The sequence below is a fragment of the Mycobacterium paraterrae genome, from assembly GCF_022430545.2.
GTDB lineage: Bacteria > Actinomycetota > Actinomycetes > Mycobacteriales > Mycobacteriaceae > Mycobacterium > Mycobacterium paraterrae.
The window spans coordinates 5,319,858-5,332,806 of the sequence record NZ_CP092488.2 but is presented as its reverse complement, the minus strand read 5'-3'; the positions used below and the strand labels follow the sequence as shown (position 1 = coordinate 5,332,806).

Here is a 12,949-nt window from a genome sequence, read left to right as displayed (position 1 = left end):
CGAAGCGCTAACTCGCTGGACACACCGCAGAAAGCAGGTTTGAAGAACACACGTGACGCCCCGCGAAACCAACGCTGCTGGCCCGTCCACGTCTTCGGTTCGCAGCAGCATCGATGTTCCGCCCGACCTCGTCATGGGCCTGCTCGGTTCGGCTGACGAAAATCTGCGCACCCTCGAGCGCCAGTTGGCCGCTGACCTGCATGTGCGCGGCAACGCGGTGACGATCTCCGGGCTGCCCGCCGACGTCGCGCTCGCGGAGCGGGTGCTGTCCGAACTCGTCGCGATCGTCGCCGGCGGCCAGCCGCTCACCCCCGAGGGGGTGCGCCACAGCGTCGCAATGCTGGTCGGCACCGGCAACGAGTCGCCCGCGGAGGTCTTGACGCTGGACATCCTGTCGCGCCGCGGCAAGACGATTCGGCCCAAGACGCTGAACCAGAAGCGCTACGTCGACGCGATCGACGACCACACCATCGTCTTCGGAATCGGCCCGGCCGGTACCGGTAAGACCTACCTGGCGATGGCCAAGGCGGTCAACGCGCTGCAGACCAAGCAGGTCACCCGCATCATCCTGACCCGGCCAGCAGTGGAAGCCGGTGAACGCCTTGGCTTTCTGCCGGGCACCCTCTACGAAAAGATCGACCCCTATCTGCGGCCGCTCTACGACGCGCTGCACGACATGATGGACCCCGACCTGATCCCGAAGCTGATGTCGTCAGGAGTCATCGAGGTCGCGCCCCTCGCCTTCATGCGGGGCAGGACACTCAACGATGCGTTCATCATCCTCGACGAGGCCCAGAACACCACCGCCGAGCAGATGAAGATGTTCCTGACTCGGCTCGGGTTTGGCTCGAAAATTGTTGTCACTGGCGATGTTACGCAGATTGATCTGCCCGGCAACAGCCGATCGGGCCTGCGCGCCGCCGTCGACATCCTCGACGGCATCGACGACATCCACATCTCGGAGCTCACCAGCTCCGACGTCGTGCGGCACCGGCTGGTGTCGGAGATCGTGGATGCCTACGCGCGCCACGAACAGCCCGGCCTGTCGATGAACCGGGCCGCGCGACGCGGCTCGGGCCACCGGTGACGCCTTGACGATCGAGGTCGCCAACGAGTCCGGGTTCGACGTCTCGGAATCCGAATTGATCAGCGTCGCAAAGTTCGTGATCGCGCAGATGGACGTCAATCCTGCCGCCGAGCTGTCGATGGTGCTGCTGGACAGCGCTGCGATGGCCGATCTGCACATGCGCTGGATGGACCTGCCCGGGCCGACCGACGTGATGAGCTTTCCGATGGACGAGCTCGAGCCAGGCGGTCGCCCCGACGCGCCCGAGCCGGGACCGGCCATGCTCGGCGACATCGTGCTGTGCCCCGAGTTCGCCGCCGAACAAGCCGCCGCGGCCGGTCACTCGCTGGGACATGAGTTGGCGCTGTTGACGATTCACGGTGTGCTGCACCTGCTGGGCTACGACCACGCCGAACCGGACGAGGAGAAAGAGATGTTCGGCCTGCAGCGCCGCCTGCTCGAGGAGTGGGTCGCCGACCAGGTGGAATACTACCGTCAGCAACGCCAGCAGGACCGCGATCAGCGATTGCTGGACAAATCACGATATTTCGACCATTGAGCCACTTCGCTTCGCTGTTCGGCGCGATCGTGCTGATCTCCCTCGGCAGCGTGTTCGCGGCCATCGACGCGGCGATCAGCACGGTGTCGATGGCGCGCGTGCAGGAGATGGTCCGCGACGAACGACCGGGCGCGGGGCGGCTGGCCAAAATCATGACCGACCGTCCCCGTTACATCAACCTGGTGGTGCTGTTGCGGATCGTCTGCGAGATCAGCGCGACGGTGCTGCTAGCCCAGTTCTTCTACCGTGCGGTGAGCCGCGACTGGGGGATGTTCATCGCGGCAGTCGTCATGGTGATCGTCAGCTTCGTCGTCATCGGTGTCGGCCCCAGGACCCTCGGCCGGCAGAACGCCTACTCGATCGCTCTCGTCTCGGCCCTTCCGCTGCAAGCGATTTCGGTGCTGCTGACACCGATCAGCCGGGTGCTGGTGGTCCTGGGAAACATGCTGACGCCCGGGCGCGGGTTTCGCAACGGCCCGTTCTCTTCCGAGATCGAGTTACGCGAAGTGGTCGACCTGGCGCAGCAGCGCGGGGTGGTGGCCGACGACGAACGCCGGATGATCCAGTCGGTGTTCGAGCTCGGCGACACCCCGGCCCGCGAGGTCATGGTGCCCCGCACCGAGATGATCTGGATCGAAAGCGATAAGACCGTCGCCGCCGCGACATCGCTGGCCGTGCGCAGCGGGCATTCCCGCATTCCGGTGATCGGCGAGAACGTCGATGACATCGTCGGGGTGGTCTATTTGAAAGATTGTGTGCAGCAAGCGTATTACTCGTCAGCAAACGGCCGCGAGACTCCGGTCACGGAGGTCATGCGACCGGCGGTGTTCGTGCCGGACTCCAAACCGCTCGACGACTTGCTGCGTGAAATGCAGCGCGACCGCAACCACATGACGTTGCTGGTCGACGAATACGGCGCGATCGCCGGCTTGGTGACCATCGAGGACGTGCTAGAGGAGATCGTCGGTGAGATCGCCGACGAATATGACGCCGCCGAGGTGGCGCCAGTGGAAGAGCTGGGCGACAACCGCTTTCGCGTGTCGGCACGGTTGCCGATCGAAGATGTCGGCGAGCTCTACGACCTGGAGTTCGAGGAGGACCTCGACGTCGACACGGTCGGTGGACTGCTGGCCCTGGAATTGGGTCGCGTCCCGCTGCCCGGTTCGGAGGTGGTGTCGCACGGTCTGCGTTTGCATGCCGAAGGTGGCCCCGACCACCGCGGCCGGGTCCGGATTGGCACCGTCCTGCTCAGCCGCGTCGACGAGAGCGAGACGCGATGACCGAATTCCGTTCCGGCTTCGTCTGTTTCGTCGGCCGGCCGAACACCGGCAAGTCGACGCTGACCAACGCGCTGGTCGGCTCGAAGGTAGCGATCACCTCGAACCGGCCGCAGACCACCCGGCACACGATCCGCGGCATCGTGCACCGCGACGACTTCCAGATCATCCTCGTCGACACCCCGGGTCTGCACCGGCCGCGGACGCTGCTGGGCAAGCGACTCAACGACCTGGTCCGCGACACCTACAGCGAGGTCGACGCCATCGGCTTGTGCATCCCGGCCGACGAGGCGATCGGCCCGGGGGACCGGTGGATCGTCGAGCAGATCCGAACCACCGCGCCCAGAACGACTTTGGTGGCGATCGTCACCAAGATCGATACGGTGTCCAAGGACAAACTCGCGGCACAACTCGTCGCGGTGAGTGAATTGGTGGGCGGCGACGCCGAGGTGGTGCCGGTCTCGGCGACCACCGGCGAGCAACTCGACGTGCTGATCGGGGTGCTGGTCGCCGCGCTGCCGCCCGGGCCGCCGTACTACCCCGACGGTGAGCTGACCGATGAGCCGGAAGAAGTCCTGATGGCCGAGTTCATCCGGGAGGCCGCCCTGGAGGGCGTCCGCGACGAGTTGCCGCACTCGCTCGCGGTGGTGATCGACGAGGTGAACCCCCGCGAGGGTCGCGACGACCTGATCGACGTGCACGCCCTGCTTTACGTCGAACGCGACAGCCAGAAGGGCATCGTGATCGGCAAGGGAGGCGAACGATTGCGCGAAGTGGGCACCGCGGCCAGAACTCAGATCGAGAAACTGCTCGGCACCAAGGTTTACCTCGACCTGCGGGTCAAGGTCGCGAAGAACTGGCAGCGTGACCCCAAACAGCTTGGCCGGCTGGGCTTTTAATTCCCCGCGAGACAGAAGCGGTGGCTGTGAATCGTCCGCCGATCGCAGCCCTGGCTTTTGTTTCGCGGCTAAAGGCGGTTAGCTGCTCACCGCGTTGGTCTCGGCGTTCCACCAGACGGCCGGCTGTTTGGCGGCCCATCCGCCCAGCGCCTCGAGTTCGGCGGCCAGCGACACCAGCAGCGGTTCGCTGTTAGCCGGCCCCATCAGTTGCACGCCGATCGGCAAGCCTTCGGAGGTGAAGCCGGCCGGAATGTTGATCGAGGGCCAGCCCAACACGTTCCACGGCCAGGTCACCGGGCAGGCGGCGATCATCTCGCGATCGGTCGCCAGTCCGCTGAGCCCGTCGAAGGCCTCGGCGAGCGGCGGCGGCAGCGCTGTCGTAGGTGCCAGCACGACGTCCACGATGCGGAAGATCGAGCCGACCCGGCGCTGGTTGGCGGCTTCGCTCGCCCGGGCACTGCGCAGGATCTGCTGCGAGAGCAATCGACCCATCCGCATGTTCGACATCGTGCGGCGGTCGAACTCGACACCATCGCCCAATCGCTCCGCCCAATCCAGTAGGCCGGACGTGGACCGCGACAGGAAATTCCACGACAACCGCAGCCCGTAATCGGGATTGCCCTCGACCACGCTGTGGCCGAGTCGGCGCAGCTGTTCGCCCACGGCCTCCAGCGCGGCCGCGATTTCGGGGTCCAGCCGCGCCGGGAAAGCGGTAAACGGGAACCGGGTGGACAGCGCGATGCGCAGCGAGCCGGGCGCAAGGCCGACGTGGTCGGACACCGTCACCGGTCGCGGCTGATGCAGATCGCCCTCGACGTTGCCGGACGCCGCGTCGAGCACTAGCGCCGCGTCGGTGACGGTGCGGGCCAGCACGCCGTTGACCGTGATCCCGTTGAAGGCTTCACGCAGCGGCCAGGTCGAGATGCGACCGCGCTGCGGTTTGATGCCGACCAGATGGGTCCAGGCGGCGGGGATGCGGACGCTGCCCGCCCCGTCCGAGCCGATTGCGGCGGTCACCAGGCCTGCGGCCACCGCGGCCGCACTGCCGCCCGATGAGCCGCCGGGCGTGTGCCGTTGCGACCACGGGTTGCGGGTGTGCCCGAATGCCGGTCCGCTGGTGAACGGCCACTGGCCCAATTCGCAGGTGTTGGTCTTGCCGACGATCACGGCACCCGCTGCTTTGAGGCGCCGCACCACCTCGGCGTCCTGGGTGGCCGGCTGGACGTGACCGGATGTGCCGAAGTAGGTGGCGACGCCCGCGATGTCCGTGTCGTCCTTGACCGCGATCGGCACTCCCAGCAACGGTGCCTGGTCGCCCTCGGCACGCCGCCGGTCGGCCTCGGCGGCGTCGGCCAGCGCGCTCTCGGTGAGCACGACCCGGAAGGCGTTCAGAGATGATTGGCTCTGGTCAATGGCGTGCAACGACCGGCGGACCAGTTCGTCGGAGGTCACCGCGCCGCTGGCCAGTTGATACAACTGATCGGTCAGCGTCGGGAAACGGCGGTCGACAGAGCTACTCATCGGTGTCGACCTTATCGGCGCGTGAGCCGGGTGCCGTCGCAACCAGGTGACAAACTGATATCTATGCGGCTGTACCGGGATCGTGCGGTGGTGCTGCGCCAGCACAAGCTCGGCGAGGCCGACCGGATCGTCACCCTGCTCACCCGCGACCATGGACTGGTTCGCGCGGTGGCCAAGGGTGTGCGCCGCACCCGCAGCAAGTTCGGTGCGCGACTGGAACCGTTCGCACACATCGACGTCCAGCTGCACCCGGGCCGTAATCTCGACATCGTCACGCAGGTCGTCTCCCTGGACGCGTTCGCCACTGACATCGTCAGCGACTACGGCCGCTACACCAGCGCATGCGCGATGCTGGAGACCGCCGAGCGCCTCGCCGGCGAGGAGCGGGCGCCGGCACCGGAACTGCACCGCCTCACGGTCAGCGCGCTGCGGGCGGTCGCCGACGGCAGCCGGCCTCGCGAGCTGCTGCTGGACGCGTATCTGCTGCGCGCCATGGGCATTGCCGGCTGGGCCCCGGCGCTGACTGAATGCGCGCGCTGCGCCACGCCGGGCCCGCACCGGGCTTTTCACGTCGCGGCGGGTGGCAGCGTCTGCACCTACTGCCGCCCGGCCGGGGCGACGACCCCGCCGCTGGGCGTGCTGGACCTGATGGCGGCGCTGCGCGATGGCGATTGGGAGGCCGCGGAGGGCGCGCCGCAGTCGGCCCGCGGTCAGGTCAGCGGGCTGGTGGCCGCCCATCTGCAGTGGCACCTGGAGCGACAACTGCGAACGCTGCCGTTGGTGGAACGGATGCGACGCGGCGATCCGATGGATCGCATAGATCGCAGCCTGCTCGACCGCCGGGTAACTCTGGTCCGGCAGGATGTGGCGCATGGAGACGAGCCGGGTGAGCCGCTCAGCGCGCAGGGCTGAGCGCAAGCGGAGGTCCGACTTCCCGCAGCTCCCCCCAGCGCCTGACGACTACCCGGTCTTCCCCGACCTCTCGACGTGGCCGGTGGTGTTTCCCGAGTTGCCGCCCGCACCGGACGGTGGACCCCGCCGGCCGCCGCAGCACATCTCCAAGGCGGCCGCCCCGTCGATACCGGCAGAGCAGCTGCCCAACCACGTGGCGATCGTGATGGACGGAAACGGCCGCTGGGCCACGCAACGCGGCCTGCCCAGGGTCGAGGGCCACAAGATGGGTGAGGCGGTCGTTATCGATATCGTCTGCGGCGCAATCGAATTGGGCATCAAATGGCTCAGCCTCTACGCGTTCTCCACCGAGAACTGGAAGCGGTCGGCCGACGAAGTGCGCTTCCTGATGGGGTTCAACCGGGACGTCGTGCGCCGTCGTCGAGTCAACCTCAACGAGATGGGCGTGAAGATCCGGTGGGTCGGGTCGCGTCCTCGGCTGTGGCGCAGCGTCATCCACGAGCTCGCGGTGGCCGAAGAACTCACTCTCCACAACGACGTCATCACCGTGAACTACTGCGTCAACTACGGTGGCCGCACTGAAATCGCTGAGGCAGCAAGGGAAATCGCCCGGGCAGCCGCGGCGGGCACGCTGAATCCGGAACGGGTCAACGAGGCGACCGTCGCCCGCCACCTGCAGCGCCCGGACATCCCCGACGTGGACCTGCTGCTGCGCACCTCGGGGGAGCAGCGGACCAGCAACTTCATGCTTTGGCAAGCGGCGTACGCGGAGTACGTCTTCCAGGACACGCTCTGGCCCGATTACGATCGCCGCAACCTCTGGGCGGCCTGTGAGGAGTATGCGTTGCGGCACAGACGGTTTGGGACGGCGTGATGCGTAGCCCTCGCCGGAGTTGGAGCCACTCCGGTCACACATGTATCCGCTTCGAGCGGGTAGCCACTGTGCCCACCTTCGAGCGAATTCCGGCCACATTCGCTCAGAGGCGGGCACATCGACGGTCATGGCCGATCGGTGACTCACGAGGCAGGTGTGACTGATGGCGTCGCTGGAGGACCGTTTGCTCAATGTCCTGGCCGAGGTCCTACGCGCCGACGCCGAAACCGACGGCGCGGTGACGGTTCACCATGACGGGACGATCGCGTCGCTGCGGGTGGTGCCGATTACCGACGATCTCGACCTCGTGTCGCTGACTCAGGTGATCGCGTGGGATCTACCGGTGAACAAGAAGCTTCGCGATACGGTCGCCGAGCAGGCGCGTTCGACGCTTCTGGGGTCGGTGGCGCTGATCGAGAAGCCAGGCAAGTCGGCCGATCTGATCCTGCGCTACAACTTCCCGGGCAACGGCCTGGGCGACGAGGCGCTACGCACGCTGACCTTGATGGTGCTCGACAAGGGCGCCGAGATCCGCGCGACGCTGCTGGACCGCCCGTAAACGCGTATTCCGCGCGTGCGCAACACCGATAAAATGCGGCATGGTTCCCGACGCCGTGTCGACGAGGCGGGTTGTGGTGCTGGCCCTGACGCTGCTGCCGACACTGAGCTGCGGTGGACCGCCCGTCGCCGGAACTCCGCGCCCGGCAGGTACGAGCCATAGCCCGACATCGGTTGCCCCAGAGCCGATGCCGACGATGGCAGGCCACTATCAAGTCGTCGCCGGCGACCCGGACGACACGACGCCCGAGACGTGGGTTTTCACCCCCTGCGGTGCTGGTTGCGCGACGGCTGAGATGGGCGGCGAAGGGTCCAGACGGCGGGCCACCGCTCGCTATGTCGGCAACAATTGGATCATCGACATGCACGTGGGGGCCGCGATCCAATGCGGCGACGGAACGTCGGTGCCCGGAACAAAGCACTACAGCTGGAACCCCGACACCCTGGAAGGCCGCTATTGGTCAACCGCGGACATTCCGCCGTGCGGCAAGGACAATCCACTCGACTCGTATCCCGTGCCGCTGAAAATGACCAAGGACGCTCCCTGACGCGTCAGCCGCAGTCCGAGCAGGTGCCGTAGATCTCGATGGTGTGACTGACGTCGGAGAACCCGTGCTTGGCGGCCACGTCGGCAGCCCACTCCTCGACCTCGCGGTCGCCCACCTCGACCGTCGACCCGCAACTGCGGCAGACCAGGTGATGGTGATGGTGGTCGGAGCAACGGCGATACACCGACTCGCCGGTGTCGTTGCGCAACGTGTCGAGCAGGCCGGCGGCGGCCATCGCTTGCAGCGTCCGATACACGGTGGTCAGCCCGATGTTCTCGCCGCGCTGCCGCAGTTCGTCGTGCAGCTCTTGGGCGGAACGGAACTCATCGAGGGTGTCGAGCAGGCCGGCGATGGCCGCGCGCTGCCGGGTGGCCCGCACGCCCGCACCTGCCGAGGTCATTTGTCCTCTCCGGCATGCGCGACGGCGTCGACCACGATGTGCGCCAGGTGGTGATCGGCCAGCCGGTAGAGCACCTCGCGCCCGGACCGTTCACCGGCGACCACGCCCGCCGCCTTGAGGATCTTCAGGTGTTGGCTCACCAGCGGCTGCGGCACGCCGAGCGCGTCGACCAGCTCATGTACACACCGTGCGGCCTCGTTCAGTTGCAGCACGATAGCGATGCGTACCGGCGCGGCGAGCGCCCGCAGCAGCTCACCGGCGGCATCCAGGATTTCTCGTGCCGGGGGTGCGGGCAGTTCCGCGGAGTCGCCGTGTTGGTGCTCGCCGACGAATTCGTCACCGTCAGCTGCGGTGGAGGATGACACAGACATGCTGCCTCCACTGTCACATGCACAACCACGCATGTCAAAGAGCCGCTAGTCGATGGCTACGATGGCGGATCGTCCCGCCTAAAAAATGACACCTTCACAACAACAGGAGTGCTCAGCTCGTGGCGTCCGTCATCGACACCGTCGTCAACCTCGCCAAACGGCGCGGCCTGGTCTATCCCGCCGGCGAGATCTACGGTGGCACGAAATCGGCATGGGACTACGGGCCGCTGGGCGTGGAGCTCAAGGAGAACATCAAGCGGCAGTGGTGGCGTTCGGTGGTCACCGGCCGCGATGACGTCGTCGGATTGGACTCGTCGATCATCCTGCCGCGCGCGGTGTGGGTGGCCTCGGGCCACGTCGAGGTGTTCAACGACCCGCTCGTCGAATGCATGAACTGCCACAAGCGCCACCGGCAGGACCACTTGCAGGAGGCCTACGCCCTCAAAAAGGGCGTCCAGCCCGAAGAGGTCCCGATGAGCGAGATCGTCTGTCCCGATTGCGGCACCAAGGGGCAGTGGACCGAGCCGCGTGACTTCAACATGATGCTCAAGACCTACCTCGGTCCGATCGAGACCGAAGAGGGTCTGCACTACCTGCGTCCGGAAACCGCGCAGGGCATCTTCGTGAACTTCGCCAACGTGGTGACCACGTCACGCCGCAAGCCGCCGTTCGGTATCGGCCAGATCGGCAAGAGCTTCCGCAACGAAATCACGCCGGGCAACTTCATCTTCCGTACCCGCGAATTCGAGCAGATGGAGATGGAGTTTTTCGTCGAGCCGTCGACCGCGCCGCAATGGCACCAGTATTGGATCGACACCCGGCGGCAGTGGTACATCGACCTGGGCATCAACCCCGAGAACCTGCGGCTCTACGAACACCCGAAAGAAAAGCTGTCGCACTACTCGGACCGCACCGTCGACATCGAGTACAAGTTCGGCTTCTCGGGCAATCCGTGGGGTGAGCTCGAAGGTGTGGCCAACCGCACCGACTTCGACTTGTCAACGCACGCAAAGCATTCCGGAGTCGACCTGTCGTACTACGACCAGGCCAACGACACCCGCTACACGCCGTACGTGATCGAGCCGGCAGCCGGGCTCACCCGGTCGTTCATGGCGTTCTTGATCGACGCGTATCACGAGGACGAAGCCCCCAACGCCAAAGGCGGAGTGGACAAGCGCACGGTGTTGCGGCTCGATCCGCGGCTGGCGCCGGTGAAGGCAGCGGTGCTGCCGCTGTCCCGGCACGCCGACCTGAGCCCCAAAGCCCGCGAGCTGGCCGCCGAGCTGCGCAAGTACTGGAACGTCGAGTTCGACGACGCCGGCGCGATCGGCCGTCGGTATCGGCGCCAGGACGAGATCGGCACTCCGTTCTGCGTGACCTTGGACTTCGATTCGCTCGACGACCACGCCGTCACCATTCGGGAACGCGACGCGATGACGCAGGAGCGGGTGTCGATCGACGGGGTCGTCGACTATCTGAGCTCGCGGCTGTTGGGCTGCTGAGCGTCCAATTTTCCGGAATATCTTGCACTATTGGTCACGCGATCAATATGATGAGCCGGTCGACGCGGCGGCTCACTAGGGCGTGGTGAGCTGCCGCGTCCACCACTTTCAGGCGGAGGCGCTGATCAGAACCGGCCGCCGCCACCCATGAAGCCACCGTCGGACGAGTCCGAACCTCCGAACGAGGTTGGGCCCCATCCGTCGCCGTAGCCGCCGCCCCATCCGCCGCCGAAGCCCCCGCGCATCGCGTCGCCGAGCATGTCGCCGATGATGATGCCGCCCATCATTGCTCCGGCGTGGCCGCCACCGCCGTACCGCGACGTGTACGCCAGCTGCGCGGATTGCACGTCCGACTCCGCCAGGGATTGGGCCTCGGTGGCCAGCGATGCGGCCTTGTTGGCGAGGGTGATTGCGGCGTTCAGGTCGGTCGTCTTCTGCTCCTGCGCGGCATCGAGCTGACGACTCGCTTCGGCCAGCCGGGTCCGGGCCTCAGGCCCGACGCTGCCACGGCGATTGTCGACATAGTCGGACACGGCGCGCACCCGCGACTGCGCGCTGAACAACGCCTGGTCCAGCGTTCGGCTGAGCCGTTCGGCCGCGGCCTGCTCCTCGGCGACGGTGGCCAGCAGCCGATCCAGGTCGGCGTTGATCTTGGTGAGCGTGCTGAACGCGGTGAGCGGATCCGCGCTGCCGCTGGCACGCGCGGTGTCCAGCGCGCGAGACGCCGCGTCCCGGGCGGCGGCCAAGTCACGCAGATGCGGCGCCCTGGTTCGCTGGGTGCCGGTCAGCGCCGCATCGGCCTGCCCGATCCCGGACTGGATATCGGTGATCAGCGCCGGCAGGGTGGCGACGGCGTGCCGGATGTCGCTGGCGGCGTTGTCGACCGCGTCGAGCAACGACCGTGCTTGTCCCAGTGCCGATTCCGCGGCATGGACGGCGTCGACGAGTGCGCTCTGCTCCCCGCTGACCGGCTTGGCCGCCTTCTCGCGGGCCTGGCTGAGGTTCTGCTCGGCGAAGGCCAGCCGGTCCTTGGCGGTGGCGACGTTGGTGACCACCGAGGCGAGCGCGGAGGACGCGAATTCGTCGTGCAGCTGGGTCATTCGCTGTTCGGCGGGTTCGATGCGGGCGGTCAGCTCGACGACCTGTTGGGTCAGGGTGTCCAGCCGCGCCGGGGCATTGACCACCAAGTCGCGCATCTCCTCGAACGCTTCCCGCTGGGATTCCAGTTCACGGTCGGCCCGCACGGCGGCGACGATGACTTCGGTCAGCAGGTCGCGACGCTGCGTGCGGGTTTCGGGGATCGCGTCGTCGAGTTGTTGACGCACAGTGAACGCCTGGGCCAGCGCGGCCTTGGCCGCGTCGACCGCGCGGGTGAACGGCTCGGTTCGCTTCTCGCCGAACTCCTCGACCGTCAGCGCGAGTTCGTTGGCGCTGGTGCGAACCGCATTGTCGACGTCGACGACTTTCCACCGCGAGAGGTCGTCCAGGGCGCCCAGCGACAGGCTGGCCAACGCATCGGGGTCGGTGGCGTCGACCCGCTGCGCCGCGGCCAGTTCCGCGGCCCGCCGCCGGCGGCGCCGCCAACGAGTGACCAGGTAGAGCGCCAGTACCGCGACCAGGATGACGCCCAACCCGATCAACAGCGGCGCCGAACTCGGCGACTGTGGCCCGCGGTCCAGGCCGTTGGCCGCCGCGACCGCCGCACCGCTCCAGTCACCGCGGCGCAACGCGGGCTCGATCTGGTTGCGCCGCAGATCGTCGACCTGGCCGGCGTCGATCGTCTTGACCCGGCGCGGGACCAGGAATGCATAGGCATGATCGACGGTCGCCACCGCCAGCACCGCGCCGAAGTCGCCGAGATCGCTCAGACCCACGGTCTGCTCGGCCCAGCTCTGGGCCGGTTGCCCGGAGAAGTCGTCGACGAACACCACCCACAACTGAATGCGACGGTCGGCGTACAGCTTTGCGCTGGCCGACTGGATCGCCGAGCGGTCGGCGTTGTTGAGCACGTGGGCGTCGTCGGTGATGTAGCTGGGCAGCCGGAACGGGGGCTGGGCGGTGGCCGACGGCGCGACAGTGAGGGCGGCGATCAGCATCGCCATGAACACGGCGATCCGGCGGCGGAAGGTGCTCATGCTCGCCAATGTAGTGCCGTGGCGAAGCGGGTCGGTACAGCCGTTGACTTGACCTGCGGATCGGATGTCACAAGACTTGGCATTCGCCCGGGGGCCGCACTGGAATGATCGGAAGTGCCTGTCATGGCAGAGCCTCAATCGTTTCCTCGCGCCGAGCAAGGATAGGGCTTCACCGAGCATGCGCGGGGCCGAGCTGCCAACGCCCAGTGCCAGCGAACCGCACGCGAATTCACCCGTAGCGCCCTGGATTACGGTCACCGGGTTGGATGGCTCGGGTAAGACGACATTGTTGGATGCGTTGGCTGCGCAATCAACTACATATCGATT

General features: G+C 66.7%; 13 protein-coding genes. 9 read left to right on the top strand and 4 right to left on the bottom strand.

The genetic code is table 11. The features are described from left to right. Positions 1-52 precede the first annotated feature (52 nt). The 4 genes from MKK62_RS25670 to era are packed head-to-tail and all read left to right on the top strand — an operon-like array spanning position 53 to position 3,801. On the top strand, positions 53-1,087 hold the full coding sequence (locus tag MKK62_RS25670; RefSeq protein ID WP_240263112.1) for a PhoH family protein: 1,035 nt from the start codon (positions 53-55) through the stop codon (positions 1,085-1,087). Between the two features lie 4 nt (positions 1,088-1,091). After that, a complete protein-coding gene (gene ybeY, locus MKK62_RS25665; protein ID WP_240263113.1) occupies positions 1,092-1,625 on the top strand; it encodes an rRNA maturation RNase YbeY in 534 nt (177 codons plus the stop codon). Further along, a complete protein-coding gene (locus MKK62_RS25660; protein ID WP_240263114.1) occupies positions 1,622-2,905 on the top strand; it encodes a hemolysin family protein in 1,284 nt (427 codons plus the stop codon). The genes ybeY and MKK62_RS25660 overlap by 4 nt, the downstream gene beginning before the upstream one ends. Then, positions 2,902-3,801, top strand: coding sequence for a GTPase Era (era, locus tag MKK62_RS25655; RefSeq protein WP_240263115.1), 900 nt, complete (start codon positions 2,902-2,904; stop codon positions 3,799-3,801). The genes MKK62_RS25660 and era overlap by 4 nt, the downstream gene beginning before the upstream one ends. A gap of 78 nt (positions 3,802-3,879) precedes the next feature. On the opposite strand, the gene MKK62_RS25650 is transcribed toward era, so the two are convergent. Beyond that, the gene (locus MKK62_RS25650; RefSeq protein WP_240263116.1) at positions 3,880-5,322 is read right to left on the bottom strand and encodes an amidase; all 1,443 of its coding nucleotides are present in this window, start codon (positions 5,320-5,322) and stop codon (positions 3,880-3,882) included. A 63-nt stretch (positions 5,323-5,385) separates the two neighbouring features. Here MKK62_RS25650 and recO point away from each other — a divergent pair, with 63 nt between their 5' ends. From recO to MKK62_RS25630, 4 genes are all read left to right on the top strand, one after another. Beyond that, positions 5,386-6,234, top strand: a complete 849-nt coding sequence (recO, locus tag MKK62_RS25645; RefSeq protein WP_240263117.1) for a DNA repair protein RecO — start codon at positions 5,386-5,388, stop codon at positions 6,232-6,234. Then, positions 6,194-7,108: a decaprenyl diphosphate synthase gene (locus tag MKK62_RS25640; RefSeq protein WP_240263118.1), complete on the top strand. Its 915-nt coding sequence runs from the start codon at positions 6,194-6,196 to the stop codon at positions 7,106-7,108. The genes recO and MKK62_RS25640 overlap by 41 nt, the downstream gene beginning before the upstream one ends. A 163-nt stretch (positions 7,109-7,271) precedes the next feature. Continuing rightward, complete coding sequence (locus MKK62_RS25635) at positions 7,272-7,667, top strand: hypothetical protein (protein WP_240263119.1); 396 nt, start codon at positions 7,272-7,274, stop codon at positions 7,665-7,667. Between the two features lie 40 nt (positions 7,668-7,707). Next, positions 7,708-8,214, top strand: a complete 507-nt coding sequence (locus MKK62_RS25630; RefSeq protein WP_240263120.1) for a hypothetical protein — start codon at positions 7,708-7,710, stop codon at positions 8,212-8,214. A 4-nt stretch (positions 8,215-8,218) separates the two neighbouring features. On the opposite strand, the gene MKK62_RS25625 is transcribed toward MKK62_RS25630, so the two are convergent. Then, the gene (locus tag MKK62_RS25625; protein ID WP_240263121.1) at positions 8,219-8,614 is read right to left on the bottom strand and encodes a Fur family transcriptional regulator; all 396 of its coding nucleotides are present in this window, start codon (positions 8,612-8,614) and stop codon (positions 8,219-8,221) included. Continuing rightward, positions 8,611-8,985, bottom strand: a complete 375-nt coding sequence (locus tag MKK62_RS25620) for an ArsR/SmtB family transcription factor (RefSeq protein ID WP_240263122.1) — start codon at positions 8,983-8,985, stop codon at positions 8,611-8,613. The genes MKK62_RS25625 and MKK62_RS25620 overlap by 4 nt, the downstream gene beginning before the upstream one ends. A gap of 119 nt (positions 8,986-9,104) precedes the next feature. On the opposite strand from MKK62_RS25620, the gene MKK62_RS25615 reads away from it, so the two are divergent. Beyond that, a complete protein-coding gene (locus tag MKK62_RS25615) occupies positions 9,105-10,487 on the top strand; it encodes a glycine--tRNA ligase (protein ID WP_240263123.1) in 1,383 nt (460 codons plus the stop codon). Between the two features lie 125 nt (positions 10,488-10,612). On the opposite strand, the gene MKK62_RS25610 is transcribed toward MKK62_RS25615, so the two are convergent. After that, positions 10,613-12,622: a TPM domain-containing protein gene (locus tag MKK62_RS25610; protein ID WP_434085001.1), complete on the bottom strand. Its 2,010-nt coding sequence runs from the start codon at positions 12,620-12,622 to the stop codon at positions 10,613-10,615. Positions 12,623-12,949 lie beyond the last annotated feature (327 nt).

Excerpts from the sequence above, each read along its gene's own strand:
- MKK62_RS25620 (WP_240263122.1), bottom strand. The coding sequence starts at position 8,985 with ATGTCTGTGTCATCCTCCACCGCAGCTGACGGTGACGAATTCGTCGGC.
- MKK62_RS25630 (WP_240263120.1), top strand. The coding sequence starts at position 7,708 with ATGGTTCCCGACGCCGTGTCGACGAGGCGGGTTGTGGTGCTGGCCCTG.
- era (WP_240263115.1), top strand. The coding sequence starts at position 2,902 with ATGACCGAATTCCGTTCCGGCTTCGTCTGTTTCGTCGGCCGGCCGAAC.
- MKK62_RS25610 (WP_434085001.1), bottom strand. The coding sequence starts at position 12,622 with ATGAGCACCTTCCGCCGCCGGATCGCCGTGTTCATGGCGATGCTGATC.
- MKK62_RS25625 (WP_240263121.1), bottom strand. The coding sequence starts at position 8,614 with ATGACCTCGGCAGGTGCGGGCGTGCGGGCCACCCGGCAGCGCGCGGCC.
- MKK62_RS25635 (WP_240263119.1), top strand. The coding sequence starts at position 7,272 with ATGGCGTCGCTGGAGGACCGTTTGCTCAATGTCCTGGCCGAGGTCCTA.
- MKK62_RS25650 (WP_240263116.1), bottom strand. The coding sequence starts at position 5,322 with ATGAGTAGCTCTGTCGACCGCCGTTTCCCGACGCTGACCGATCAGTTG.
- recO (WP_240263117.1), top strand. The coding sequence starts at position 5,386 with ATGCGGCTGTACCGGGATCGTGCGGTGGTGCTGCGCCAGCACAAGCTC.
- MKK62_RS25640 (WP_240263118.1), top strand. The coding sequence starts at position 6,194 with ATGGAGACGAGCCGGGTGAGCCGCTCAGCGCGCAGGGCTGAGCGCAAG.